Origin of the sequence: Aquamicrobium defluvii, from assembly GCF_004363725.1 — a bacterium.
In the GTDB taxonomy this organism is placed as follows: domain Bacteria; phylum Pseudomonadota; class Alphaproteobacteria; order Rhizobiales; family Rhizobiaceae; genus Mesorhizobium; species Mesorhizobium defluvii.
Window position 1 is genome coordinate 1 of record NZ_SNZF01000022.1, and the last position, 24,663, is coordinate 24,663.

A 24,663-nucleotide genomic window follows, 5' to 3' on the forward strand; every position below is an offset into this window, starting at 1 on the left:
TGGCCGAGGTCCTTCAGGTGCACATGCCCCGGAACGAACTGCGTGAACGAGTTCACAACCGCGATGATCGGCTTGCCGAAATCCCCGTCCTTCATCCCGGTCGCACGCCACAAACCCCGGGCGCCCGCCATGTTGCGGCCATGCGTCGTCGTGCGGGAACGATAGGGAGGCATTTGTTTCTTCCTTTGACTGGCTCGATCCGGTTTTTGCCAACCGGAATCGTGATCCTGATGGTTCGATCTGGCTTGTCTGTGTCCGGGCCGGGCCGTCTGGAGCATTTCCGCTTTTCCTCGAATCGCAGAAACGCTCTGACTTCTTATTTTTACGCAATCCCGAACGCAAAACCGCTTCGCACTTTTGCTGGAATTGCTCTAGCTCGGCAGCAATGCGGTGGCCTCGACCTCTACCAGAAACTCCGGCCGGGTGAAGCCCGAGACGATCACAAGCGTGGAGGCGGGCTTGATGGCAAGCCCGGCCACCGCACTGTCGCGCACGGCCATGTAATCCGCCATGTGCTCGCGCTGCGTCACGAAGGCATTGAAGCGGACGACATGGGAGAAATCGGCTCCGGCCTCAGCGAGGATCGCCGCGATATTGGCGAAGCACAGCTGCGCCTGGGCACGCACGCCGTCCGGAATGGTTCCGTCCGCAGCCATCCCGAGCTGACCCGAGGTGACGACAAGCCGGTCCGAAACCACGCCATGGGCGTAGTTGCCGAAGGGGGCCGCCATGCCGGCGGGGGCGAGTGACTTCATTGTTTTTCATCCTCGTCAACGATCAGTCCACAGCGGCGCAGGAATAGCTGCGTTGCCTCGGCGACGATGCGGTCCGCGTCGAGCGGCGCGTCCCCGGGCTGATCCATCAATATGCGGGCCTGGGCTTCATACTCGGCATAATGCTGGGTCACGGCCCACATGTTCATCTGGAACAGGAGCGGGTCGATCGGCGCGATCCGGCCGCTGTCTATCCATTGCCGGATGACCGCGTTGGCTTCCTCCACGGCGTTCTTGAGTGCTTTCCAGTGCGGTGTCATCTCGGGCGCGCCCCGGGCTATCTCGTGGGCGAAAAAGCGCGACACATCGGGATATTGCAGCGCATGCCGCACCTTGCGGTCGATATATTCCCGGATTGCCAGCGCCGGATCGTCATGCGAGGCCGACAGGAAGAAGATGTCCTTCCACTGGGCCACGATGTCGCGCAGCAGATCCTGATACAGCTCCTCCTTGGAGGAGATGTAGTAGTGAAGCTGCGCCTTGCTGATGCCGGCCGTCTGGGCGATGGCCTGCGTGGAGGTTCCCGCCAGCCCGTTACGCGCAAATTCCCGGATCGCCGCATCGCGGATGGCTCCGTGGATTTCCCTGCGCTTTTTGAGAACGCTGGTCATGTCTCCCCTGTCAGGCCAACGGTTCGGTTTCTGGCCGATGCGCAGCGGGAGCCACGCATCGCGCCGGTGTCTGCAAGTCTTTGTGGACCATTATCGTGTCCGGTGCAAAGGCGGGCCCTGACCGGGTATGGCGCCTATTGTCCCGTCAGGCGGCTCTTGATGTCGAGCCCCTTGCCCTGATTGACGAAGCGGTAATCCGCAACTTTCGACAGGTCCACGCTGCCGGCGTCGATGATCTTTGCCTCGACCGCCAGGTCGTGAAATGCCTTGACGCGTGCCTCGTCCATCGCGCCGATGCCCTTTTCGGTGGTATCGCCCGTATCGATGATGGCCAGTTTTTCGAACTGCTGCATTTCCGCATCCAGCTTCTCGACCGTCATTTCCGGGTTTGCGGCGATGATCGCCTGATAGGCGGCGGTACGGTCGCCATAGAGAAAATTGTTCCAGCCCTCGATCGAGGCATCGATGAAGCGCTGCACCAGATCCGGGTTGCTTTCCAGCAGGTCGTTGCGGGTTTCGATGATGGAGCCGTAGGTGCTCCAGCCGTGATCGGCGAGCAGGAACACATCGGTTTCGACGCCCTCCGCCGCGGCATAGAGCGGCTCTGCCGTGCCATAGGCCTGCTGCACCGCTGCCGGGTTGGTCAGGAACTGCGCCATGTTGTAGCCATAGGGGCGAAGCTGCTCGTCACGAAAGCCATGGCTTTCCACCATCCACTTCCACAGGCTGAACTGGCCATCCTTGGAGATGAGAATTTCCGGGGCCCCCGTGAGCGCGGCGAAGTCCTTGTACCTGCCTTTATGAGCCATCATCGCCTGCGGATCTTTCTGGAAGATCGCCGCGATAACGGTGGTGGGGATGTTGTTGCGGACATTGTCGAAGGCCAGCAGCAGATTGCCGCCCATCAGGAAGTCGAGCCGTCCGGCGGCCAGCATCGGCCGGGTGTTGACCTGCGGACCGCCCATGCGGATCTCGACGTCGAGGCCGTATTTCTCATAGGTGCCATCCGCCACGGCCTGGTAGAAGCCGCCATGGCCACCCTGTGCCAGCCAGTTGGTGCCGAAAACGACCTTGTCGGCTGCCGATGCCGCGCCGGCTGCAAGCATGGCGCCGATCACCGCGAACAGGCCAAGAAGTTTGTTCATCTGCGTTCTCCCTCTTGTTATGGTTCCAATATGCCCTTCCGGCATGAGGCTCCGGCTTTGCCCGGATGCTTCATATCTCGCCGTCCATGCCCGCTGTCCTTTGCGATCCGGCTACCATTCCGGCTTGTCGTCGAGCCAGTCGGCGGTCAGGCTGTCGATCTCCTCCATGGCTTCGACCAGCTTGCCGATCGCGTAATCGAGCGTCGCCTCCCCCTTCGCCGCGGTGGCCAGGTGCGCTTCGCCACAGGCTCCGCCCGGGCTCAGGTCCTGAATCTTCCAGCCGGGCTTCGCGCCGCGCCCGAGGCCCAGATGTGACGTCCGCGCGGCAAGGTCCTGCCCTTTGGAGCGGAAGTCGCGCGCCGCACCCATGTCCACGTTTTCCGGATCGAGCGCCAGCATGACCGAGGTCTCCATGTCGCCGGCATGGATGCCATAGGTGCGCTCGACGTCCGAATAGATGCCTTCGGGCATGCCGAAGCCGAACCAGTTGACCGAAAAGGCCAGCATGTCGTGCTCGATACGCAACTGGCGGGTGACGATGTCCATCACCGGGACATTGCCGCCATGGCCGTTCAGCAGAACGAATTTGCGCACGCCGGCGCGCGCCACGCTGGCGCCGATCTCGGTCAGCACCCGGATCAGCGTTTCCGCCGAAAGGGTCAGCGTGCCGGGATAATCGATATGCTCGTCGCTTTTGCACACCGCTTGCGTGGGCAGGATAAGGACCGGGCTCGTTTGCGGAAGCGCGGCCGCAAGGCGCCGGGCAACTCCCGTCACCGTGCAGCTGTCCACCGACATCGGCAGATGCGGGCCGTGCTGCTCGACGGCGCCGATGGGCAGCACGGCGATGAGGCGCTGCCGGTCGAGTGCGGCGAAGTCGCGGCTGGAATAATCGGCCCAGAAGCGTTTCATTGCGATTTGTCCTCTCTGTGCCGGATGCCGGCCGCTGGCGGCACATGATCATGATCCCGCCGTTCCTCCAGCCTCAGGTAAGCAAATTCATAGCAACCGGTCAAACTGTTTGGTGGACTTTTCCATGCATAAGTCGCTGATTCTGAATTTGTTTTCAGCAATGAAAGCCGCCCCGTGCGTGCATGGGGCAGGCGGCTGTGCGGCGCGGCGTTTCAGGCGCGAAAGGGCTGGCGTCAACCCTTACAGATCGGTCAGCGTGCCTTCGAAGGCTTCGGCGGCGAAGCCGAGCGTTTCGGAGAGCGTCGGGTGCGGGTGGATGGTCAGCGCCAGATCCGCCGCGTCGGAGCCCATCTCGATGGCATGGCATGCGGAAGCAATCAGTTCCCCCGCATTGGCCCCCACGATCGCCGCGCCGAGGATGCGGCCCGTATCCGGGTCCAGCACCAGCTTGCTCAGACCCTCGCCACGTCCCATCGACAGTGCCCGCCCGGATGCCGCCCACGGGAACGTGGCGGTCTTCACCTTGCGCCCTTCCGCCTTCGCCTGCGTTTCGGTCAGGCCGGCCCAGGCGATCTCGGGATCGGTATAGGCGACGGAGGGGATGCAGCGCGGCTCGAACGCAGCGCTGTGGCCGCAGGCGACCTCGGCGGCCACCTTGGCCTCGTGCGTGGCCTTGTGGGCGAGCATCGGCTGGCCGACCACGTCGCCGATGGCGAAGATGTGCTTCTGACCGGTGCGCATCTGCGAATCGAGCGGGATGAAGCCATGCCCTGTCACCGTCACGCCCGCCGTCCCGGCTCCCAGTTCAGCGCCGTTCGGACGGCGGCCGACGGCGACGAGGACTGCGTCGAACTCCGCCTGCCACATCCCGTTCGCATTCTCGAGAGAAGCGGTGAGCACTTCACCGGCCGCGACGGCGGTGACGCTGGTTTCCAGATGTATGGCCTCGTAGCGGGCTTTCAGCCTGCTCATCAGCGGCTTGACGATGTCGGCATCCGCGCCGGGGATGATCTGGCCCATGCGCTCGGCAACCGTGATGCGCGATCCCATCGCATGGTAGACCTGCGCCATTTCCAGCCCGATGATGCCGCCGCCGAGAATCAGCAGGCGCGGCGGCACGGATTTCAGCTCAAGCGCCCCGGTGCTGTCGAAGATGCGCGGATCGTCGGGCAGGAAGGGCAGCCATATCGGGCTGGACCCCACCGCTATGATGGCCTGATCGAAGCCGATGCGGCGCGACCCGTCCGGTGTCGTCACCTGGACCTCGTGTGGCCCGGTAAAGCGGGCCGTTCCCTGCACGGTCGCAACCTTGCGCCGCTTCGCCAGCCCGGCAAGGCCGCCGGTCAGCCTGCTGACCACGCTTTCCTTCCATTTGCGTACGGCATCGATGTCTATCTGCGGCGCGCCGAAGCTCACGCCATGCGAAGCGCCTTCGGCTGCGTTGTCGATCAGCCCGGCGACATGCAGCAGCGCCTTGGAAGGAATGCAGCCGACATTCAGGCACACGCCGCCCAGCGTCGGTCTCGAATCGACAAGCATGACCTTGCGGCCGAGATCGGCGGCGCGGAAAGCGGCCGTATAGCCGCCCGGTCCGGCGCCGATGACCAGCAGATCGGCATGTTCGCTCATGCTCTTCTCCTCACAGGCTGATGCGCCGGAAATCGGACAACACGTCCTTGACGAAGTCGAGGAAGCGCGCTGCTGCAACCCCGTCGACCGCGCGGTGATCCCAAGACAGGGACAGCGGCTGGATCAGACGCGGCTGGAAACTTTCCCCGTCCCACACAGGCTTGATGGCGGAGCGGGTTATGCCGAGGATGGCGACTTCGGGCGCGTTGATGATCGGCGTGAAATTGGTCCCGCCAATGCCGCCGAGCGACGAGATGGTAAAGGTCGCGCCCTGCATGTCGGAAGGTTTCAACCGCCCGGCGCGGGCGTCGGCGGCCAGATCGGCCATTTCGGCGGCGATCTCGCGCAGACCCTTGCGGTCGGCATTTTTCACCACCGGCACCAGCAGCCCGTCAGGCGTATCTGCGGCGACGCCTATGTTCCAGTATTTCTTCAGCACCATGTCGTCGCCGTCGAGCGAGGAGTTGAAGGCGGGATAGACCTTCAGCGCCGCCACCGCCGCCTTGACCACGAAGGGCAGGATCGACAGTTTTGGCGCGCCGTCCTGCGTGTTGGCCTGCTTGCGGAATGCCTCCAGATCGGTCACGTCGGCTTCGTCGAAATTGGTGACGTGCGGGATCATGATGGCGTTGCGTGCCAGCGCCGGGCCGGAGATGCGCACGATGCGAGACAGCGGCTTGCGCTCGATTTCGCCGAATCTGGCGAAATCGACGCGCGGCCAGTCGGGCAGGCCAAGCCCGATGCCGCCGCCCGCAGGCGGAGCCTGAAGCGCGGCCTTCACGAAGCCCTGCACATCCTCAAGGGTGATGCGGCTTTTGGGGCCGGTGCCGGCGATGCGGGCAAGGTCGACGCCCAGTTCGCGGGCGAGCTTGCGGATCGAGGGGGATGCATGCGGCGGCAAGCCATCCGGTGCAGATGGTGCCAGCGCTGGCGCGGCGGGCAATGGCGCTGCCGCGCCATGTGGCACGGCTTCGGGTGCAGGCGCGGCAGCGGGGGCAGGCCCGGGCGCAGGTGCGGCAGGTGCAGCCTGTGTACCCTGATCGGCCTCGATCTCGGCCAGCAGCGTGCCTTCGCTCACCTTGTCGCCCATGCCCACATGAAGCGCTGCAATGCGCCCGCCGATCTCGGCGGGAACGTCCAGTGTCGCCTTGTCGGATTCGACCACGACCAGCGTGTCCCCGGCGGCGATGGTGTCGCCGACCGCGACCGGCAGCTCGACGACCGGAACGTCGCGGAAATCGCCCAGATCGGGAACCGTGATCTTCACCAGATTGCTCATATCCGGCTCCCTCCTCAGACGGTCCACGGGGCGGGCGCGTCTGCCTTCACGCCGAATTCGGCGATGGCATCCACGAGCACCTTGTGTTCGATGTGGCCTTCGCGCACCAGCGCCTCGATGGCAGCCAGCGCGACGCTTTTCGCGTCCACCTCGAAGAAGGCGCGCAGCGCCGTGCGCGTGTCGCTGCGGCCGAAGCCGTCCGTGCCGAGCGCGACGAAACGCGCGTCGAGATAGGGCGCGATCATCTGCGGCAGGGCGCGCACATAGTCGGTTGCCGCCACGATGGGCATCCTGCCGGCCAGCAGCCTTGCGGCATGGCCGATCCGGGGCTCCTCGGCGGCTGAAAGCCGGTTGGCGCGCTCGATCTCGCGGGCTTCGCGCGCCAGCTCGGTGAAGGAGGTGACGCTGAATATGTCCGACGCGATGCCGAAGCGCTCCGCCAGCAGGTCGGCAGCCGCGATCACCTGCTGCATGATGGTGCCGGATCCCAGCAGCCGCACCCGGGCTTGCGCGCCCTCGTCGCCACGGCTGGCGAATTTGTAGAGCCCCCTGACGATGTCCGCTTCCGTACCCGGTTGCAGGGAGGGCTGGGCGTAGTTCTCGTTCATCACGGTGACGTAGTAGAATTCGTCGGCCTGCTCCTCCATCATGCGGCGCATGCCGTGGTCGAGGATGACGGCCAGCTCGCCGGCGAAGGCCGGATCGTAGGCGCGGCAATTGGGGATGGTCGAGGCGATCAGGTGGCTGGTGCCGTCCTGATGCTGGAGGCCCTCGCCCGACAGCGTGGTGCGCCCCGCCGTGGCGCCGAGCAGGAAGCCGCGGGCGCGCTGGTCGGCCGCCGCCCAGATCAGGTCGCCGATGCGCTGGAAACCGAACATCGAGTAGTAGATGTAGAAGGGCAGGGTGGGGGTGTCGTGCACGCTGTAGGAGGTGGCGGCGGCGGCCCAGCTCGAGATCGCACCGGCCTCGGTGATGCCTTCCTCCAGCAGTTGCCCGTCCTTGGCCTCCTTGTAGTACATCATCGAGCCGGCGTCCTCGGGCTCGTAGAGCTGGCCCTTCGGCGAATAGATGCCGACCTGCCGGAACAGATTGTCCATGCCGAAGGTGCGCGCCTCGTCGGCGACGATGGGCACGATGCGCGGGCCGATGCCCTTGTCCTTCAGCAACCCGCCCAGCATGCGCACGGCTGCCATGGTGGTGGACATTTCCTTGCCATCGGCTTCGGTGGCGAATTTGGCGTAACCTTCCGGCGCGGGCACGGCGATGCGGCTTTCGGGCGAGCGGCCGGAGCGGCGGGCAGGCAACGCACCGCCCAATGCGGCGCGGCGCTCGCGCAGATAGACCATCTCGCGGCTGTCCTCGGCGGGCCTGTAGAATTTCAGGCCCTCCAGATCGCTTTCCGAAAGCGGCAGGCCGAAACGGTCGCGGAAGGCGACCAGCGCTTCCATGTCCAGCTTCTTGGACTGGTGGGCGGTCATGCGGCTTTCGCCGGCATTGCCCATGCCGTAGCCCTTCTTGGTCTTGGCGAGGATTACCGTCGGGCGGCCCTTGTGCGCCCTGGCGGCTGAGAAGGCGGCATGAAGCTTGCGGAAATCGTGGCCGCCGCGCTTCAGCGCATGGATTTCGGCATCGGTCATGTGGGCGACCAGCGCGCGGCTGGCAGGATCGGCGTCGAAGAACTTGGCGCGGTTGTAGTCGCCGTCCTTGCTGCCGAGGTCCTGATACTGGCCATCGACGGTTTCGGCGAAGCGGCGCAGCAGCACCAGATCCTTGTCGCGGGCGAACAGCCCGTCCCATTCCGAGCCCCACAGCACCTTGATGACGTTCCAGCCCGCGCCGATGAACAGGCTTTCCAGCTCCTGGATGATCTGGCCGTTGCCGCGCACCGGACCGTCGAGCCGTTGCAGGTTGCAGTTGACGATGAAGGTGAGGTTGTCGAGGTTCTCGCGTGCGGCGAGCGTCAGTCCGGCGATGGATTCCGGCTCGTCCATCTCGCCGTCGCCAAACACGCCCCAGACGTGACGGCCGGCGGTGCTGGCGAGCCCGCGCCCTTCCAGATAGCGCATGTAACGGGCCTGATAGACGGCGCCGATGGGGCCGAGTCCCATGGAACCGGTGGGAAACTGCCAGAAGTCCGGCATCAGCCATGGGTGAGGATAGGAGCACAGGCCGTTGCCGCCGACTTCCTGCCGGTAGTTCGCGAGCTGGCTTTCGCTCAGCCGGCCTTCCAGAAAGGCCCGCGCATAGACGCCCGGTGCGGAATGGGGCTGGAAGTAGACCAGATCGCCGCCGAAATCCTCGGTGCGGCCCCGGAAGAAATGGTTGAAGCCGGTCTCGAATATTTCCGCCACGCTGGCATAGCTGGCGATATGGCCGCCCAGTTCACCATACGCCTTGTTGGCACGCACGACCATGGCCAGCGCGTTCCAGCGCATGATGGAGGTGATGCGCTCCTCGATTTCAAGATCGCCCGGATAGGCCCCCTGCTGCGCCACCGGAATGGTGTTGCGGTAGGCGGAGTAGGGCTGGCCTTTGGAGAAAACGCCATTGGCGCGGGCGACGTCGTCAAGCTGGCGCAGCAGGAAGCCGGCGCGCTCGCTGCCCGAAGTTGAGGCAACCGCGGCAAGGGCCTCCATCCATTCCTGCGTTTCTACAGGATCGATATCGGACTGGTTGTTCCGGTCCGGGGAAAAGTCGCTCATGATGCCTCCTCGCGTTTCCTCCGGAGACAACTGTAACGGCGGGTACGGAAAATATGATGCCGATTATGCTACCTTTGAATCAAATATCGGCATTACATGCCGACTATTGTCATCTGTGCGGCATAATTAACTGAGTGGTGCTTTGCAGATCGCACGGGGCGAGCAACGAACTCAGACAGGAAGCGCGGTCTTGTACTTCACCTGCTTGAGGGCGAAGCTGGACCGGATGTTGGAGACGCCCGGTATCTTGGTCAGTTCGTTGACGATGAAATGCTCCAGGGCCTTCATGTCCGGCACGATGAGGCGAACCAGATAGTCGCTGTCGCCGGTCATCAGGTAGCACTCCATCACCTGCGGGAAGGAACTCATCTTCTGTTCGAAGGTACGCAGCGCCTGCTCGACCTGTTTTTCCAGCGTCACCTGGATGAAGACGTTGATCGACAGGTCGAGCGCTTCCGCGTCGACCAGCGCGACATAGCCGCGGATGAAGCCGTCGCGCTCAAGTTGCTTGACTCGCGCAAGACAAGGTGAGGGAGACAGCCCGACCCGGCTGGACAACTCGACATTGGTGAGGCTGCTGTCCTTCTGCAACTGGGTAAGGATGCGGCGGTCGGTGTCGTCCAGCGAGCGCTTAGGCATAATGTGTTTCCCGATGAAAATTCTGGAGCATATCATGCCGAGCATAGATGTAATGGCGGTGCACTACACCACGAAACAGGCTGCGCCCGGTCACGAGAGGCTCACATTTTCGGAATTCAGGCCCCCGGAAGCACGCTCTTTGGCAGGTTGCGATGCCGGTTTCGTGCAAGTGGAACGAGTCTGGAACGAATCGGCGACGAATCGCTGACTCTTCCCGATTCATGTTTCGTTCACGGCTATATGTAGCTCTTTTCAGTAACTGTCCGGCTAGATGCTGAATCGGAGGGCGCGGCGCTTTCGATGGAAACGCCCCGAAATGGCGGGAATCGACCACACACGGTGCCTGCGGTCATCCAAGATATTGAAAACTATAGATTTTGTTAGGATGTGTTAAGCTTTCCTGAACGCCATTGCCGGCATGGCGTTAACGATCCGGCAAAAGGCGGAACGAAACGGCGACGAATCGCCGACAGGTAAATTTTCCTGTTTCGTTCACCGCTACATATAGTGGTCTGCACAGCTTATCCACAGGCCGCCCACAGGCCGGATGTGGAAACGGCGCAACCGGTGAGGTTGCGCCGTTAACGATGCTGTGCCTTATCGGCACAGGGCAATGCATCAGGCCAGATACTGGCCGCCATTCGCGGTAATGGTCGAGCCGGTGATGAAGCCGGCATCGTCGGAAGCGAGGAAGACGACGCAGCGTGCGATCTCCTCCGCCTCGCCGAGGCGGCCGACCGGAATCTGGGCGACGATCGCCTCGCGCACCTTTTCCGGCACCGCCATCACCATGTCGGTGGCGATGTAGCCGGGGCAGATGGCGTTGACGGTGATGCCGGCGCGCGCGCCTTCCTGCGCCAGCGCCTTGGTGAAGCCGATATCGCCGGCCTTGGCGGCTGAATAGTTGGCCTGTCCCATCTGGCCCTTCTGCCCGTTGATGGAGGAGATCGTGATGACGCGGCCGAACTTGCGGTCGCGCATGCCGGTCCACAAAGGGTGGGTCATGTTGAAGACGCCGTTGAGGTTCGTGCTGATCACCTCGTTCCACTGCTCGCGCGTCATCTTGTGGAACATGGAGTCGCGGGTGATGCCGGCATTGTTGACCAGAACCGAGACCGGACCGAGATCGGCCTCGACCTGGGCGACGCCGGCTGCGCAGGCATCGTAGTCGGCAACCGACCATTTGTAGACCGGAATGCCCGTTTCTTCGTTGAATGCGCGGGCGGCCTCGTCATTGCCGGCATAGTTGGCGGCAACCTTGTAACCTGCGTCCTTCAACGCCCTGGCGATGGCGGCGCCGATGCCGCGTGTTCCACCGGTGACGATTGCGACTCTGCTCATGCTTGCGATTCTCCGTTATCAGTGCAGTCCGCCGGAGCGGAGCAGGAGATCAAGGCGGTTGGTGCCTCACCCGTGCCTTTCCGGTCGGTCTGCCCTGCGCCCTATTGCTGCCTAGTTCAGCCCTTCGATGCACATGGCAACGCCCATGCCGCCGCCGATGCACAGCGTGGCCAGCCCTTTCTTCGCGCCGCGGCGCTTCATTTCGTAGACGAGGGTGTTGAGGATGCGGGCGCCCGAAGCGCCGATCGGGTGGCCGATGGCGATGGCCCCGCCGTTGACGTTGACGATGTCGGTATTCCAGCCCAGTCCCTTGTTCACGGCGCAAGCCTGCGCTGCAAAGGCTTCGTTGGCTTCGACGAGGTCGAGATCGCCGACGGACCAGCCGGCCTTTTCCAGTGCCTTCTTGGAGGCAGGGATCGGGCCGGTTCCCATCACGGCGGGATCGACGCCGGCGGTCGCCCATGAGGCGATGCGCGCGAGCGGGGCGATGCCGCGCCGCTGCGCTTCCGCCTCCGTCATCAGGAGCACCCCGGCGGCGCCGTCATTGATGCCCGAGGCGTTGGCGGCCGTCACGGTGCCCTCCTTGTCGAAGGCAGGCTTCAGTTTCTGCATGGCATCGATGGTGGCGCCATGGCGGATATATTCGTCGTCCCCGACGATGGTGTCGCCCTTGCGACCCTTCACCGTCACGGAAACGATCTCGCCCCTGAACTTACCGGCCTTCTGGGCGGCTTCGGCCTTGTTCTGCGATGCCAGCGCGAACTGGTCCTGCTCGTCGCGCGAAATCTGGAATTCGCGGGCCACGTTCTCTGCCGTGATGCCCATGTGATAGCCGTTGAAGGCGTCCCACAGGCCATCCTTGATCATGGTGTCGATCATCTTGTAATCGCCCATCTTCACGCCGTTGCGCAGGTGCTGGGCATGCGGCGAGAGAGACATGGATTCCTGCCCGCCGGCCACGACGATGCGGGCGTCGCCGGTGGCGATCTGCTGCATGCCGAGCGCCACGGAGCGCAGGCCCGATCCGCAAACCTGGTTCATGCCCCAGGCGGAGGCTTCCTTCGGAACGCCGGCCAGCATGGACGCCTGCCGGGCGGGGTTCTGGCCCTGCGCTGCGGTGAGCACCTGCCCGAGAATGACCTCGTCCACCTCTGCCGCATCGACGCCTGCACGGGCCAGCACTTCCCTGATCACGATCGCGCCGAGCTCGTGTGCCGGGGTGTTTGCGAAGGAGCCGCTGAAGGAGCCGACCGGGGTGCGGGCGGCGCTGGCGATGACGATGGAATTTGAAGCGGACATATGTTTCTCCGGACCTTGCGGGGATTGCTTTCGAAGATTTCCCCGACTTTTGTTGCCCTTTCCGAAACGCGAGTCAAACCCTGAAATTCCGCAATGCAGGACACGACCCTGAGCCGGCTCATCAATGCTGCGCAGCATTTTGGACCGCGGTCCCGGGCACTATCCATTCTGCACCGCACAAAATGTCTTGGAACCGGATTGCTTTTGCGCCTATCCTGCAATTCAGGAATGCAAATAGTAAGTATTTGCTTACCAATTTGCCAAAGCTGATCGGGGAGGACGCTGATGGCTGCGAAGGGCGAACCGGTGATCATCAAGAAATATGCCAACAGACGACTCTACAATACCGGAACCAGCACCTACGTCACGCTGGAAGACCTCGCCGCCATGGTCAAGCGCGGCGAGGATTTCTCGGTGCAGGATGCCAAGACTGGTGATGACATCACCCATCCGGTGCTTACCCAGATCATTTTCGAGCTGGAGAACAAGGACGGCCAGAACATGCTGCCGATCCCGTTCCTGCGTCAGCTCATCGCTTTCTATGGCGACCAGATGCAGATGATCGTGCCATCCTTTCTGGAACAGTCGATGCTCGCCTTCGCCAAGGAGCAGGAGCGGTTCCGCGAGCAGATGAAGGATGCGCTCCCTAGGACGCCCATGGACATGATGAATATGCCTTTGTCCATGAAGGCGCTGGAGGAGCAGACGCGCCGCAACATGGAGATGTTCCAGAACGCGATGCGCATGTTCACGCCGTTTCCGGCCGGCGGGGCTGCCCCGCAGCAGGGCGAAGCGCCTTCGCGCAAGGAGGAAGGCGAGCGCGGCGACGATCTTCAGGAACTGAAGGACCAGATCGCCGCAATGCAGCGCAAGCTCGACAATCTGTCGTAGGTTTCTGCCAAAGCTGGAGCAGCGGGCGTTCTGACGAACGCTGCTTCCTCTGCTCCAGCTCTTTACCTGGCCGCATTCATGCGACGTCAGACGATTCCGGCCGCCGCGTCGGGCGCGCTTCCGACGATAGCCTCGTAACGGGCCCTGTCGGTCGCGGTTTCGGTGTTGATGACGAATATGCGGGAGCTTTCGTCCAGCCCGAGCGCCAGTTTGCTTTCGGGGTCGGACAACGCCCGCATCAGCCCTGCCAGCCCCGCGCCACCGCTTTCGCCGGCGACGACGGCGGGATCGGACCCGGCCGGGCGGGCAAGCCGGCGCATGGTGTGGGCCGCATCTTCCTCGCTCACGGTCATGAAGGCGTCCGCCTTGCGAGAAAGCACCCGCCAGGCGACCAGCGACGGTTCGTAGCACTCCAGCATGGCCATGATCGTCGCCTCGCCGTGCCCGACCCTGACGGGATGGCCGGCCCGGGCGCTTTCATGGATACAGGCCGCGCGCGCGGGCTCGACGACGATGAGTTTCGGCCTGCCGGCGCCGAACCGGATGTCGAAATGCGCGGCTACGGCTGCGGCGAGCCCGCCGACTCCGGCCTGCACGAAAACATGGGTGGGCGATTGCGGCATGGCGGCGAGCGCTTCGCCAAGCATGGCCGTGTACCCCTGCATGACCAGCAAGGGGACGCGCTCGTAGCCCGGCCACGATGTGTCGGATACCACGGTCCAGCCATTCTCGCGGCATATGCGCGCCGCCTCGGCAACCGAATCGTCATAGGTTCCCCCGACGCGGACGATTTCCGCTCCATGTGCCGCGATGGCGGCCACGCGCTCATCGCTGACGCCGGGGTGGACGAAGATCGCCGCGCGGGCGCCGACCATGCGCGCACCGGCAGCGACGGATTTGCCGTGGTTGCCGTCGGTCGCGCAGCCGAAGGTCATGGCCTGTGCCACCCGGCGCACTGCTGGCGTCCGCAGGTCCGCGAAGTCCACGGCATGTCCGAGCTGTCGGGCGGCTTCCTCCAGCACCAGCCGGATGATGGCATAGGAACCTCCCAGCGCCTTGAAACTGCCGAGGCCGAGGCGCAGACCCTCATCCTTCATCCAGATGGACGCGACGCCAAGCTCCGCCGCCAGCCCGGCGAGCGCGTGCAGCGGAGTTGGCCTGTGGTCAGGGCGGCAGGCAAGGAAACGCCCGACGGTCCGGGCGCCCTCCAGCCCCAGCATTTCAGCGTCGGCAGGGGCGAGCGGCCGGTTGTGACCGGGATGGGCGTTCAGGATCAGCATGGAGGCACCTCGGTTGGGATCGCCGGGATTTTATTGCATCCATGGGCTGGATTTTCCCGATTCTGGCATTCAGAATGCAAAAAAATCTCGATTTCGGTGATGCTGATGCCTGAGTCGGCTCGTGACGGCCTCGACAGCTTCGATCTGGCGATCCTGGACATATTGCAGCGGGACAACACCATCGCGCATCGTATTATCGGCGAGCGGGTGAACCTGTCGGCGGCGGCTGTGCACCGCCGGGTGCGCCGCATGCAGGAAAACGGCGTCATCACCGGCAATTTCGCGGTGGTCGATCCCGCCCGCGTCGGACAGCCGATCACCATCGTGGTCGAGGTCGAGGTCGAAAGCGAACGTCTCGACCTGCTCGATGCGGCCCGGCGCAGCTTCGCCGCCGACCCTGCGGTGCAGCAGTGCTACTATGTCACCGGCGATGCCGACTTCGTCCTCATCGTCACCGTCGCTTCCATGTCCGGTTACGATGCGCTGACGAGGCGGCTGTTCTTCGGCAACCACAACGTCCGGCGTTTTCGCACCCTGGTGGTGATGGACCGCATAAAGACGGGGCTCGCCGTACAATTGCCAAACCCGTCACGAGAACCAATCTGACAGTTTCCAACCCGTTTCCCGAAAACCTCCCAAGGACATGACGACGTGACAGAACTGATCCCGGTCTTCGATGGCCACAACGACACGCTGATGAAGCTCTACCAGGCGTCCGGGGGGGACAAGGAAAAACTGTTCATCGAAGGCAGCCCCGCCAGCTGGCACATCGATCTGCCGCGCGCCCGAAAGGGCGGTTTGGCCGGTGGCATGTTCGCAATCTTCCCGCCGCCTCTGGAGACCGCGCCGGCGCGCACGATGAAGCCTGCGGTCGATGAGCCGCTGGCGCCCGAGCTCGAGCGGGCGGACGCGCTGGCCTCCACCACCGCAATGGCCTCGATCCTGCTGAGGCTGGAGCGGGCAGGGGCGCTCAGCGTGTGCCGCAGCGCGGCCGATGTCAGGACCGCGATTTCTGCCGGAACGCTTGCTGCCGTCTTCCACATCGAAGGCGCGGAAGCCATCGACACGGACCTTGCCGAGCTTGACGTGCTGCATGCGGCGGGCCTGCGTTCCCTCGGCATTGTGTGGAGCCGCCCGAATGCCTTCGGTCATGGGGTGCCGTTCCGCCTGCCCTCGACGCCGGATACAGGCCCGGGCCTGAGCGATGCCGGCAAGGAACTGATCAGGGCCTGCAACCGGCTGCGCATCATGATCGATCTGTCGCATCTCAATGAAAAGGGTTTTCGCGATGTCGCCGGACTGAGCGATGCGCCGCTGGTCGCCACCCATTCCAATGTCCATGCGCTTTGCCCGCACGCCCGCAACCTGACCGAATGGCAGCTCGGCGCGATCCGCGAAACGAAGGGCATGGTGGGGCTGAACTTCGCCACCGGGTTCCTGCGCGAGGACGGCCGCATGGATCCGGACACCGGGCTCGACGTGATGGTCCGCCACATCGATGCTCTGGTGGAAGCGCTTGGCGAAGATCATGTCGGCTTCGGTTCCGACTTCGACGGGGCAACGATTCCGGCCGCGATCGGCGATGTTTCAGGTCTGCCGAACCTCATCGGGGCGCTGGCCACAAAGGGCTACGGGCGCGAACTGATCGAGAAGATCGCCTGGAAGAACTGGGTGGGGGTGCTGGAGCGCACGATCGGATAGTCAACCACAGGCTGTCATTCGGGCGGAACCAAACCGCCCTGCATCACGTTTAGGCCGCGGTCCCGTAGATGTCCGTGGTTTCTCGCGGCATGCGGGCATATTGCATCGAATGCCGGAATGTCGTGATGATCCAGGACAGCACAGAACGCAATTTCATCCGCGCCGCCATGGCCGCGCCCTATCTGGAGCGCGACGAGGAGCAGGCGCTGGCAGTGAGCTGGCGCGACCGGCGCGATCAGGAATCCCTGAACCGGATTACGGTCGCGCACATGCGCCTCGTCATCTCCATGGCCACGAAGTTCCGCAATTACGGGCTTCCCGTTGGCGATCTGATCCAGGAGGGCCATGTTGGGCTGATGGAAGCGGCCGCGCGGTTCGAGCCGGAACGGGACGTGCGCTTCTCCACCTATGCCACGTGGTGGATACGCGCCTCGATGCAGGATTACATCCTGCGCAACTGGTCGATCGTTCGCGGCGGCACCAGTTCTGCCCAGAAGGCGCTGTTCTTCAACCTGCGCAGGCTGAGGGCGCGGCTCGCAGCCGGCAACGACACGCTTTCCAACGCCACCATGTATCAGGAGATCGCAACCGCGCTCGGCGTTGCCGAGGCCGACGTGGCGAACATGGATTCGCGCCTTTCCGCGCCTGACAGCTCCCTCAATGCGCCGCTTTCGGCCGATCCCGATTCGATGGAGCGCATGGATTTCCTCGTCTGCGACGATCCGCTGCCCGACGAAGTGGTTTGCGAAACCATCGACATCGAGCGCCGCAGCACCTGGCTGAGGGACGCGCTTGGCGCGCTCAATCCGCGCGAACTGCGCATCATCGAGGAGCGCAGGCTCAAGGACGACGGCGCGACGCTGGCCGAACTCGGAGACGCCATGGGCATTTCCAAGGAACGCGTGCGTCAGCTCGAAGCGCGCGCCCTGGAGAAGCTGAAGGTGGCGCTGGTGGCGCGCAATCCGGAGTTCATGGCCGCCTGAAAGGCTGCTGTGCGGGCCTTTCACTCATCGTGAAGCAGGTCGGGACGCCTGTCGCGCGTCAGCCTCTCGGCTTGCGCCCGCCGCCAGGCCGCGATCCTGGCGTGGTTGCCGGATGTCAGCACCTCGGGGATCGGCCGGCCCTCGAATTCCTGCGGGCGCGTGTAGTGCGGGTGCTCCAGCAATCCGCCTTCGAAGCTTTCTTCCTCGCCCGAGAGTTCGTTGCCCATGACGCCGGGCAGCAGGCGCACCACGGCGTCCAGCAGCACCAGCGCGGCCGGCTCGCCCCCGGAAAGGATGTAGTCGCCGATCGAGACTTCCTCCAGTTGCCGGGCCTCGATCAGGCGCTGGTCGACACCCTCGAAGCGGCCGCACAGGATGACCGCGCCGGGGCCGGCGGCAAGTTCGCGCACGCGTTCCTGCTTCAGCGGCCGGCCGCGCGGGCTCATCAGCAGGCGCGGGCGCGGGTCGGAGGGCGGGGAGGTGCGATCGATGGCGCGGGCCAGCACATCTGCGCGCATCACCATGCCGGCGCCGCCGCCGGCCGGGGTGTCGTCCACCGTGCGGTGGCGGTCGGTGGCGAAATCGCGGATCTGCACCGTTTCCAGCGACCAGATGCCGGTCTCCAGCGCCCGGCCAGCCAGTGACATGCCCAGCGCGCCCGGAAACATTTCCGGGTAGAGCGTCAGCACCGAAGCCGAAAAGCTCACCGGTTGCCTCCGGCGTCCCTGGGGCCGCGCGGCCGGTCGGACGGATCGAAACCCTCGTCCCTGTCGTTGTCCGGACCATCGTCGCCGTCGTCCACAAGCCCGGCGGCGACGGGGTCGATGCGGATGAAGCCTTCCGCAATCGCCACTTCCGGCACGGCGGCCTGCGTGAAGGGGATGAGCACGCCCTTGCGGCCGCCGATCATCAGGTCGAGTATGTCGCCGCCGCCGAAATTCTGCACCGCCAGCACCTTGCCGAGCACGGCACCGCTGCCGTCGCGCACGTCGAGGCCGATCAGGTCGGCATGATAGAACTCGTCCTCTTCTTCCGGCTCGGGCAATACGGAGCGGTCGACGAACAGTTCCGTGCCGGTCAGCGCCTCGGCCGCGTTGCGGTCCCCGACTTCGGCGAAGCGCACCACGGCCATGTTGCCGGCAGCGCGGATGCTGGCGACCTCGAACGAGCGGCCGTCCTGCGTGTAGAGCGGGCCGTAGTCGCCCAGCGCCTCCGGTTCGCCGGTGAAGGTCTTGACGCGCAATTCGCCCCTGATGCCGTGGGGAGCGCCGATCACGGCCATCTGGACGGGGTTTTCAAGCTTGGCCATGGCATACGATCCTCGCGGTCTCGTGCTCTCCCAAAGCGCCTCGCGATCTTTCAGATTCGCTCCTTGCGCTTTAAGTCTTTTCTTGAAGCATGTCGTTATCCCGAAACCGGTTCCCACTTTCGGGCGTCATGCTTTAGATGGAGGGGCCGGCCTTTTCAAGCAAGCTTCACCGCTTCCTAACCCGCTCGGGGGAAGATGGAGGCATGAAGACGCAGGAACAATTCCTCATTTCCGCAAAACCGGACCTGCAGGCCGCCCGCATGGAATGGCTTGCGGCGCTTGCGGGCGAGCGGCGGCTGTCGACGCTGACGGCGGAGGCTTATGAGCGCGACACGCGCCAGTTCCTCCAATTCCTCACCGGCCATTGCGGCGGGCCGCCGGGCATTGCCGACATCGCCGAACTGAAACCGGCGGACCTGCGCGCCTTCCTGTCTGCCCGGCGTGGGGCGGGGGCCGGTGCACGTACGCTGGGACGGGGACTTGCCGGCATTCGCTCACTGCTGCGTTTTCTCGAGCGACGGGGCATGGCGAATGCGGCGGGTGCTGCGGCCCTGCGCGCGCCACGCCAGCCGAAATCGCTGCCCAGGCCGCTCACGGCGCTCGATGCAAAACGCGTGGTGGCGGCCGGCGAGCAGCTTGCCGAGGAACCATGGATCGCGGCGCGCAATGCCGCGGTGCTGACCCTGCTCTACGGCTGCGGCCTGCGCATTTCCGAGGCGCTTGGCCTTGCCGGAGGCGAGATCGCCCATGGCGACGAAACCATGCTGCGTGTGACCGGCAAGGGCGGCAAGACCCGGCTGGTGCCGCTCCTGCCGGTCGCCGTGCAGGCGGCGATGGAGTATCGGCGCCTGTGCCCTTATCACCTTGAGACAGAGAAGCCCCTGTTTCGCGGCGCGCGCGGCGGGCCGCTCAACCCGGCCATCATCCAGCGCGAAATGGTACGTCTGCGCTCGGCGCTGAACCTGCCGGATACGGCCACGCCCCATGCGCTGCGCCACTCCTTCGCCACGCATCTGCTGGGGCGCGGCGGCGACCTGCGCACCATTCAGGAACTGCTTGGCCACGCCAGCCTGTCGACCACGCAGGTCTATACCGGCGTCGATACGGCGCGGCTCCTGGAAATCTACGAATCCGCCCATCCGCGCGCCTGACGGTCTTCCGGATTAACGGTTTCGCCGCGATTTGGGAGTAGTGGAAGGGCATGACCCACGCTCCTGCATTCGCCGACCGCGCCGCGCTGTTCTGCCTGAAGCTTCTGGCGGGGCTCAATCTCCTGTTCTTCCTGTCGTTTCTTATCGTTCTGGCGATGGCGATGGCGATGGCGACTGGCAAGGCACAGGCCGAGCCGGGCGCCTGTGCGGGTATCGACCTGATGGAAAAACTCGAAAGGGACGATCCGGCCGCCTATGCGCAAGCGCGGCAGGAGGCCGACGCGACGCTCAACGGCAAGGGCGTGCTGTGGAAGCTGGAGAAGGAAGGCGTCGCGCCCTCCTACCTGTTCGGAACCTTTCATCTGAGCGACCCGCGTGTGACGCAACTGCCGCCGTCGGCGCAGGCCGCCTATGACGGCGCCGACACGGTGGTGATCGAAACCACGGACGTGCTCGATCCCTCGCGCATGATGGCGGCGATGGCGCAGGACCCTGAACTGATGATGTTCACCGGGACGGAGACACTGGCCTCGCAGCTTTCCGCAGAGGACGCCGAGGTGCTCAGGCAGGGGCTCAGGGCGCGCGGCGTCCCGCCTGGCAGCGTTGCCAGGATGAAGCCGTGGATGCTCCTGTCCATGGTGGCGGTACCGCAATGCGAGATCGATCGCCGGACAGCCGGCGAGGCGATCCTCGACGTGAAGCTGGCGCAGGATGCGGAGCGGGCCGGCAAGAAGCTGGGCGGGCTGGAGACCGCCGCCGACCAGCTGCGCGCAATGGCCTCGCTGCCGATGGAATTCCACATGCAGGGGCTGCTGGACACGATCCGGCTGGGCGACGGCATCGACGACATGACCGAAACGATGATCCGGCTCTACCGGAAGGGCGATGTCGGCATGATCATGCCCATGTTCAGTGTGGTGATGCCGCAGCAGGCGCAGGATGCTGCCGGCTACGCAGCGTTCGAGGAAGCGCTCATAAATCGCCGCAACAAGGGCATGATCGAAAGTGCTGGACACTATCTCGACGGCGGCAAAGCCTTTCTTGCGGTAGGGGCTCTGCATCTGCCCGGCCCCGAAGGGCTTGTGGAAGGGTTCCGCAGGGCCGGCTACACCGTCACCATGGTTCCCTGAACAGGCCGGTCCCATCTGAAGGGGTCGATGCAACCTGTTGGCGTGTTTTGCGTTGGTCTGGGTTGCTCGATCCCTTTTCAGGAGGACAGAATGGCCAATCCCCATCCACCGGGCCCGGACGACCATCGCCCGCTCGATCCCTTGAACCCGGTGCCGCCCCATTCGGCGTCCGATCCCCGGCTCGATCCGCCTCCACCCCCGCGTGGGGGCGGCAGCGCCTGGATCATCGCCCTGATCGTCGTCGTGCTGGCGCTCGTCGCTTATTATATCTTCGCCGGGGGGCAGCAGCCGGCTACCGAAGCGCCGCCGCCTCCCGCAGCGACGGAGGAACCGGCGCCTGCACCGGCCGAGCCTGCGCCTGCGGAACCGGCTCCGGCTGAGCCCGCTCCGGCCCCGGCTGAACCCGCTCCCGCTCCCGCACCCGCGGAGCCGGCCCCGACTGAGAGCGCTCCGGCACCCGCCGAGCCAGCTCCTGCCGAACCGGCCCCGGCAGAGCCTGCTCCCGAGCAGCCGGCCAACTGAGCCGCGGCCAGGCGTGAACGAAAAACGGCCCGCCAATGGGCGGGCCGTTCCCTTACGGGGTGAGCGTCAGCCGATCAGATGTGGATCGGCTTGGCGAAGGTGGCGAGCGCCGCCTCCTTTACCGCCTCGGACATGGTCGGGTGGGCGTGGCAGGTGCGGGCGAGGTCCTCCGAAGAGCCGCCGAACTCCATCAGCACCGCCGCCTCGTGGATCATCTCGCCAGCGCCGAAGCCGACGATATGGACGCCGAGGACCCGGTCGGTCTCCTTGTCGGCCAGCACCTTCACGAAGCCGTCGGTGTGCTGCATGGCGCGAGCGCGGCCATTGGCGGTAAAGGGGAACTTGCCGGACTTGTAGGCGACGCCGGCCTTCTTCAGCTCCTCTTCGGTCTTGCCGACCGAGGCGACCTCAGGGCTGGTGTAGACGACGCCCGGAATGACGTCGTAGTTCACGTGGCCCGCCTGACCGGCGATGATCTCGGCCACGGCCACGCCCTCATCCTCGGCCTTGTGGGCGAGCATCGGGCCGGCCACCACATCGCCGATGGCATAGATGCCGGGCACGTTGGTACGCAGATGGCCGTCGGTTTTGACGCGGCCACGCTCGTCCAGTTCGACGCCGGCCTCCTTCAGCCCCAGCCCTTCGGTATAGGGCTTGCGGCCGGTGGCGATCAGCACGACATCGGCCTCGATGGTCTCCGCATCGCCACCCTTCACGGGCTCGAAGGTCACGGATGCGCCCTTGCCGGATTTTGCGACGCCCGTGACCCTGGAGCCCAGCCTGAAGGCGAAGCCCTGCTTGCCGAGCAGGCGCTGGAACTGCTTGGCGACTTCGCCGTCCATGCCGCCGAGAATGGTGTCGAGGAATTCGACCACGGTGACCCTGGCGCCGAGACGGGCCCAGACCGAGCCGAGCTCCAGCCCGATGACGCCGCCGCCGACCACGACGAGGTTCTGCGGCACCTTGTCCAGCGTCAGCGCTCCGGTGGAGGAGACGATGGTCTTCTCGTCGATATCGACTTCCACGCCGGGAATGCCGGCCACGTCGGAGCCGGTGGCGATGACGATGTTCTTCGTCTCGATTTCCTGCGTGCTGCCGTCTTCGGCGACAACCGCCACCTTGCCGGCAGCGACGACCTTGCCGGTGCCGCGGAAGGAATCGATCTTGTTCTTCTTGAACAGGAAGGCGACGCCGGCGACATTGGCGGAGACGGTCGTGTCCTTGTGCGCCATCATCTTGCCGAGGTTCAGCTTCGGCGCGGAAATCTCGACGCCCAGCGCATCGAAGGAATGGCCGGCCTCGGCAAACATCTCGGAAGCGTGCAGCAGCGCCTTGGAGGGAATGCAGCCGATGTTCAGGCAGGTGCCGCCGAAGGTCTCGCGCTTCTCGACAACCGCGACCTTGAGGCCAAGCTGGGCCGCCTTGATGGCGCACACATAGCCGCCGGGGCCAGAGCCGATGACGACGACATCATATGCCATTTGTCCGTTCCTTTCCTGCTGGCCGCAAGGGCCATTCGATCAAGTCGCGGCCGCCACATGGCGGCCGGTGAAAAGCTATTCCTGGCACCCGGCCAGCCTGAAGACGTCGCCGGGGAGCCCGGCCTCGTCCTCATCATCGGCGAAGATGGCGGCCTGACGCAATGTCGGTCCGAGGTCGGGCAGGATCAACGTCTGCGGGGCAGGACTGCCCTCGGCGGGCATCAAACCGACCTTGCCGTCCTGTGCCACGGCGTAGACGGGCCCTTCCCACAGCGTGCATTCGGCGATCTCGTCGCCGGTGACGTCGCCTTCGGGACACTGATAGAGCAGCGATGCATAGGGACGGGGCGTTTCCTCGCTCCACATGACGATGCCGTCGAGCTGGAAGCCGTTGCGCAAATTCATCCGGAAGGTGTTGGTCACCACCATGGATTCGCCGGTCGGCCGGAAATCGATACCGGCCATCTTTGCCGCGTCTTCATAGACGGACAGCTCCATCGGGCAGGCCGCCTGCGCAGCCGAAACCTGTGCGGCGAGCAGGGCGGCAAGGCAAACCGCCCTGCCGGCCCGCGAGATAAGATGCTTCGTCGCCACGGACGACCGCTCCCCGGTTACAGGTCCAGAACCAGACGCTCCGGATCCTCCAGCGTCTCCTTGACGCGGACCAGGAAGGTCACGGCTTCCTTGCCATCGACGATGCGGTGATCGTAGGACAGCGCCAGATACATCATCGGGCGGATGACGATCTGGCCGCCGACCACCACCGGACGCTCCTGGATCTTGTGCATGCCGAGGATGCCCGACTGCGGCGCGTTGAGGATCGGCGTCGACATCAGCGAGCCATAGACACCGCCGTTGGAGATGGTGAAGGTGCCGCCCTGCATGTCGGCGACCGAGAGCTTGCCGTCGCGCGCGGCGATGCCCAGACGGCCGATCTCCTTCTCGATCCCGGCAATGGACATGGCGTCGGCGTCGCGCACCACCGGCACGACGAGGCCCTTGTCGGTGCCGACCGCCACGCCGATATGAGCGTAGTTCTTGTAGATGAGGTCGGTGCCGTCGATCTCGGCATTGACGGCCGGGATCTCCTTCAGCGCATGGGTCACGGCCTTGGTGAAGAAGCCCATGAAGCCGAGCTTCACGCCGTGCTTCTTCTCGAACAGGTCCTTGTACTTTGCACGCAGGTCCATCACCGGCTTCATGTCCACCTCGTTGAAGGTGGTGAGCATGGCAGCGGTGTTCTGGGCGTCCTTCAGGCGGCGCGCTATGGTCTGGCGCAGCTTGGTCATGCGCACGCGCTCCTCGCGCACCTCGTCGCCGGCGGCGGACGGCACGCGCGCGGCGGCCGGAGCCGCTGCCGGCTGCGCGGAGACGCCCTTCGCGACGGCGTCGAGCACATCGCCCTTCAGAACCTGACCGCGCTTGCCGGAACCCGAAATCTGGTCCGCCGACAGATTGTTCTCGGCCAGCAGCTTCGCAGCCGAAGGGGCCGGCGGCATGGTGCGCGGCTCGATCGGGCCTTCGCCGGCGATCTGCGCCTGCTGTGCCGCAGCTTCCTTCGTGGTCGAGGCGGCAGTCGGCGCGGATGCCTGCGCCACGGCCACTTCCTGCTTCGGCGCGGGCGCCGCGCCCTTGCCTTCGCCGATCGTGCCCAGAAGCGCGTTGACGCCGACGGTCTCGCCTTCCTGTGCCGTGATCTCGACCAGCGTGCCGGCGGCCGGGGCCGGCACCTCCACGGTCACCTTGTCGGTTTCGAGCTCGACCAGCGGTTCGTCAGCGGCGATTGCGTCGCCGACCTTCTTGAACCACTTGCCGATGGTCGCCTCGGACACGGATTCGCCGAGAGTGGGAACGCGGATTTCGGTAGCCATTATGCCTGTCCGTT

The 24,663-nt window shown here is 64.8% G+C and carries 23 protein-coding genes; 7 read left to right on the forward strand and 16 right to left on the reverse strand.

The genetic code is table 11. From position 1 onward, the window contains the following. Positions 1-371 precede the first annotated feature (371 nt). The 10 genes from DES43_RS15615 to DES43_RS15660 form a co-directional block, all read right to left on the reverse strand. Positions 372-755 (reverse strand): RidA family protein, encoded by a 384-nt coding sequence (locus DES43_RS15615; RefSeq protein ID WP_035027255.1) that lies wholly within the window; start codon positions 753-755, stop codon positions 372-374. Next, the gene (locus DES43_RS15620) at positions 752-1,384 is read right to left on the reverse strand and encodes a TetR/AcrR family transcriptional regulator (RefSeq protein ID WP_035027256.1); all 633 of its coding nucleotides are present in this window, start codon (positions 1,382-1,384) and stop codon (positions 752-754) included. Before DES43_RS15620 ends, DES43_RS15615 begins: the two co-directional genes overlap by 4 nt. A gap of 134 nt (positions 1,385-1,518) precedes the next feature. Beyond that, on the reverse strand, positions 1,519-2,529 hold the full coding sequence (locus tag DES43_RS15625) for an ABC transporter substrate-binding protein (RefSeq protein WP_051520604.1): 1,011 nt from the start codon (positions 2,527-2,529) through the stop codon (positions 1,519-1,521). A 111-nt stretch (positions 2,530-2,640) separates the two neighbouring features. Beyond that, on the reverse strand, positions 2,641-3,441 hold the full coding sequence (locus DES43_RS15630; RefSeq protein ID WP_035027258.1) for a creatininase family protein: 801 nt from the start codon (positions 3,439-3,441) through the stop codon (positions 2,641-2,643). A gap of 240 nt (positions 3,442-3,681) precedes the next feature. Then, a complete protein-coding gene (lpdA, locus tag DES43_RS15635; RefSeq protein WP_051520605.1) occupies positions 3,682-5,070 on the reverse strand; it encodes a dihydrolipoyl dehydrogenase in 1,389 nt (462 codons plus the stop codon). A 10-nt stretch (positions 5,071-5,080) separates the two neighbouring features. Then, positions 5,081-6,349 (reverse strand): 2-oxo acid dehydrogenase subunit E2, encoded by a 1,269-nt coding sequence (locus DES43_RS15640; protein ID WP_035027259.1) that lies wholly within the window; start codon positions 6,347-6,349, stop codon positions 5,081-5,083. Positions 6,350-6,363: 14 nt separating this feature from the next. Continuing rightward, a complete protein-coding gene (gene mdeB, locus DES43_RS15645) occupies positions 6,364-9,051 on the reverse strand; it encodes an alpha-ketoglutarate dehydrogenase (RefSeq protein ID WP_035027261.1) in 2,688 nt (895 codons plus the stop codon). Positions 9,052-9,222: 171 nt separating this feature from the next. Continuing rightward, positions 9,223-9,690, reverse strand: a complete 468-nt coding sequence (locus tag DES43_RS15650) for an Lrp/AsnC family transcriptional regulator (protein ID WP_035027262.1) — start codon at positions 9,688-9,690, stop codon at positions 9,223-9,225. Positions 9,691-10,308: 618 nt separating this feature from the next. After that, complete coding sequence (gene phbB, locus DES43_RS15655; protein WP_035027263.1) at positions 10,309-11,031, reverse strand: beta-ketoacyl-ACP reductase; 723 nt, start codon at positions 11,029-11,031, stop codon at positions 10,309-10,311. 111 nt (positions 11,032-11,142) lie between these two features. Next, positions 11,143-12,330: an acetyl-CoA C-acetyltransferase gene (locus tag DES43_RS15660; RefSeq protein WP_035027265.1), complete on the reverse strand. Its 1,188-nt coding sequence runs from the start codon at positions 12,328-12,330 to the stop codon at positions 11,143-11,145. Positions 12,331-12,615: 285 nt separating this feature from the next. Here DES43_RS15660 and phaR point away from each other — a divergent pair, with 285 nt between their 5' ends. After that, entirely contained in the window at positions 12,616-13,221 is a 606-nt protein-coding gene (phaR, locus tag DES43_RS15665) for a polyhydroxyalkanoate synthesis repressor PhaR (RefSeq protein WP_035027267.1), read from the forward strand. A gap of 86 nt (positions 13,222-13,307) precedes the next feature. Here phaR and DES43_RS15670 read toward each other — a convergent pair whose 3' ends face one another. After that, on the reverse strand, positions 13,308-14,501 hold the full coding sequence (locus DES43_RS15670) for a diaminopropionate ammonia-lyase (protein WP_035027268.1): 1,194 nt from the start codon (positions 14,499-14,501) through the stop codon (positions 13,308-13,310). A 105-nt stretch (positions 14,502-14,606) separates the two neighbouring features. On the opposite strand from DES43_RS15670, the gene DES43_RS15675 reads away from it, so the two are divergent. The 3 genes from DES43_RS15675 (at position 14,607) to DES43_RS15685 (ending at position 17,185) form a co-directional block, all read left to right on the forward strand. Further along, a complete protein-coding gene (locus tag DES43_RS15675) occupies positions 14,607-15,107 on the forward strand; it encodes an Lrp/AsnC family transcriptional regulator (protein WP_035027453.1) in 501 nt (166 codons plus the stop codon). Positions 15,108-15,152: 45 nt separating this feature from the next. Further along, on the forward strand, positions 15,153-16,202 hold the full coding sequence (locus DES43_RS15680) for a dipeptidase (RefSeq protein ID WP_035027270.1): 1,050 nt from the start codon (positions 15,153-15,155) through the stop codon (positions 16,200-16,202). A 125-nt stretch (positions 16,203-16,327) separates the two neighbouring features. Beyond that, positions 16,328-17,185 (forward strand): RNA polymerase factor sigma-32, encoded by an 858-nt coding sequence (locus DES43_RS15685; protein WP_035027272.1) that lies wholly within the window; start codon positions 16,328-16,330, stop codon positions 17,183-17,185. Between the two features lie 20 nt (positions 17,186-17,205). Here the strand turns inward: DES43_RS15685 and trmD are convergent, their stop codons facing one another. Both trmD and rimM read right to left on the reverse strand, forming a co-directional pair. After that, on the reverse strand, positions 17,206-17,892 hold the full coding sequence (gene trmD, locus DES43_RS15690) for a tRNA (guanosine(37)-N1)-methyltransferase TrmD (protein WP_035027274.1): 687 nt from the start codon (positions 17,890-17,892) through the stop codon (positions 17,206-17,208). After that, positions 17,889-18,494 (reverse strand): ribosome maturation factor RimM, encoded by a 606-nt coding sequence (rimM, locus tag DES43_RS15695; protein ID WP_035027276.1) that lies wholly within the window; start codon positions 18,492-18,494, stop codon positions 17,889-17,891. Before rimM ends, trmD begins: the two co-directional genes overlap by 4 nt. Before the next feature lie 203 nt (positions 18,495-18,697). Here rimM and DES43_RS15700 point away from each other — a divergent pair, with 203 nt between their 5' ends. The 3 genes from DES43_RS15700 (at position 18,698) to DES43_RS22735 (ending at position 21,297) form a co-directional block, all read left to right on the forward strand. Next, positions 18,698-19,645: a tyrosine recombinase XerC gene (locus DES43_RS15700; protein ID WP_035027278.1), complete on the forward strand. Its 948-nt coding sequence runs from the start codon at positions 18,698-18,700 to the stop codon at positions 19,643-19,645. 50 nt (positions 19,646-19,695) lie between these two features. Next, positions 19,696-20,775, forward strand: coding sequence for a TraB/GumN family protein (locus tag DES43_RS15705; protein WP_035027280.1), 1,080 nt, complete (start codon positions 19,696-19,698; stop codon positions 20,773-20,775). A 90-nt stretch (positions 20,776-20,865) separates the two neighbouring features. After that, on the forward strand, positions 20,866-21,297 hold the full coding sequence (locus DES43_RS22735; protein WP_035027283.1) for a hypothetical protein: 432 nt from the start codon (positions 20,866-20,868) through the stop codon (positions 21,295-21,297). 74 nt (positions 21,298-21,371) lie between these two features. Here the strand turns inward: DES43_RS22735 and lpdA (DES43_RS15715) are convergent, their stop codons facing one another. The 3 genes from lpdA (DES43_RS15715) to odhB form a co-directional block, all read right to left on the reverse strand. Then, positions 21,372-22,778: a dihydrolipoyl dehydrogenase gene (gene lpdA, locus DES43_RS15715; protein WP_133675790.1), complete on the reverse strand. Its 1,407-nt coding sequence runs from the start codon at positions 22,776-22,778 to the stop codon at positions 21,372-21,374. Between the two features lie 75 nt (positions 22,779-22,853). Further along, positions 22,854-23,372, reverse strand: coding sequence for a hypothetical protein (locus tag DES43_RS15720; RefSeq protein ID WP_035027287.1), 519 nt, complete (start codon positions 23,370-23,372; stop codon positions 22,854-22,856). Between the two features lie 17 nt (positions 23,373-23,389). Beyond that, positions 23,390-24,649 carry a 2-oxoglutarate dehydrogenase complex dihydrolipoyllysine-residue succinyltransferase gene (gene odhB, locus DES43_RS15725; RefSeq protein ID WP_035027290.1) on the reverse strand — a complete coding sequence of 420 codons (1,260 nt, stop codon included), beginning with the start codon at positions 24,647-24,649 and terminating at the stop codon, positions 23,390-23,392. Positions 24,650-24,663 lie beyond the last annotated feature (14 nt).

What these genes read in the sequence shown, in the direction of transcription:
- DES43_RS15685 (WP_035027272.1), top strand. Translation starts at nt 16,328, where the DNA reads ATGATCCAGGACAGCACAGAACGCAATTTCATCCGCGCCGCCATGGCC.
- phaR (WP_035027267.1), top strand. Translation starts at nt 12,616, where the DNA reads ATGGCTGCGAAGGGCGAACCGGTGATCATCAAGAAATATGCCAACAGA.
- lpdA (WP_051520605.1), bottom strand. Translation starts at nt 5,070, where the DNA reads ATGAGCGAACATGCCGATCTGCTGGTCATCGGCGCCGGACCGGGCGGC.
- mdeB (WP_035027261.1), bottom strand. Translation starts at nt 9,051, where the DNA reads ATGAGCGACTTTTCCCCGGACCGGAACAACCAGTCCGATATCGATCCT.
- DES43_RS15640 (WP_035027259.1), bottom strand. Translation starts at nt 6,349, where the DNA reads ATGAGCAATCTGGTGAAGATCACGGTTCCCGATCTGGGCGATTTCCGC.
- DES43_RS15660 (WP_035027265.1), bottom strand. Translation starts at nt 12,330, where the DNA reads ATGTCCGCTTCAAATTCCATCGTCATCGCCAGCGCCGCCCGCACCCCG.
- rimM (WP_035027276.1), bottom strand. Translation starts at nt 18,494, where the DNA reads ATGGCCAAGCTTGAAAACCCCGTCCAGATGGCCGTGATCGGCGCTCCC.
- DES43_RS15615 (WP_035027255.1), bottom strand. Translation starts at nt 755, where the DNA reads ATGAAGTCACTCGCCCCCGCCGGCATGGCGGCCCCCTTCGGCAACTAC.
- DES43_RS15625 (WP_051520604.1), bottom strand. Translation starts at nt 2,529, where the DNA reads ATGAACAAACTTCTTGGCCTGTTCGCGGTGATCGGCGCCATGCTTGCA.
- odhB (WP_035027290.1), bottom strand. Translation starts at nt 24,649, where the DNA reads ATGGCTACCGAAATCCGCGTTCCCACTCTCGGCGAATCCGTGTCCGAG.
- DES43_RS15620 (WP_035027256.1), bottom strand. Translation starts at nt 1,384, where the DNA reads ATGACCAGCGTTCTCAAAAAGCGCAGGGAAATCCACGGAGCCATCCGC.
- DES43_RS15675 (WP_035027453.1), top strand. Translation starts at nt 14,607, where the DNA reads ATGCCTGAGTCGGCTCGTGACGGCCTCGACAGCTTCGATCTGGCGATC.
- phbB (WP_035027263.1), bottom strand. Translation starts at nt 11,031, where the DNA reads ATGAGCAGAGTCGCAATCGTCACCGGTGGAACACGCGGCATCGGCGCC.
- DES43_RS22735 (WP_035027283.1), top strand. Translation starts at nt 20,866, where the DNA reads ATGGCCAATCCCCATCCACCGGGCCCGGACGACCATCGCCCGCTCGAT.
- lpdA (WP_133675790.1), bottom strand. Translation starts at nt 22,778, where the DNA reads ATGGCATATGATGTCGTCGTCATCGGCTCTGGCCCCGGCGGCTATGTG.
- DES43_RS15670 (WP_035027268.1), bottom strand. Translation starts at nt 14,501, where the DNA reads ATGCTGATCCTGAACGCCCATCCCGGTCACAACCGGCCGCTCGCCCCT.
- DES43_RS15650 (WP_035027262.1), bottom strand. Translation starts at nt 9,690, where the DNA reads ATGCCTAAGCGCTCGCTGGACGACACCGACCGCCGCATCCTTACCCAG.
- DES43_RS15630 (WP_035027258.1), bottom strand. Translation starts at nt 3,441, where the DNA reads ATGAAACGCTTCTGGGCCGATTATTCCAGCCGCGACTTCGCCGCACTC.
- DES43_RS15705 (WP_035027280.1), top strand. Translation starts at nt 19,696, where the DNA reads ATGACCCACGCTCCTGCATTCGCCGACCGCGCCGCGCTGTTCTGCCTG.
- DES43_RS15700 (WP_035027278.1), top strand. Translation starts at nt 18,698, where the DNA reads ATGAAGACGCAGGAACAATTCCTCATTTCCGCAAAACCGGACCTGCAG.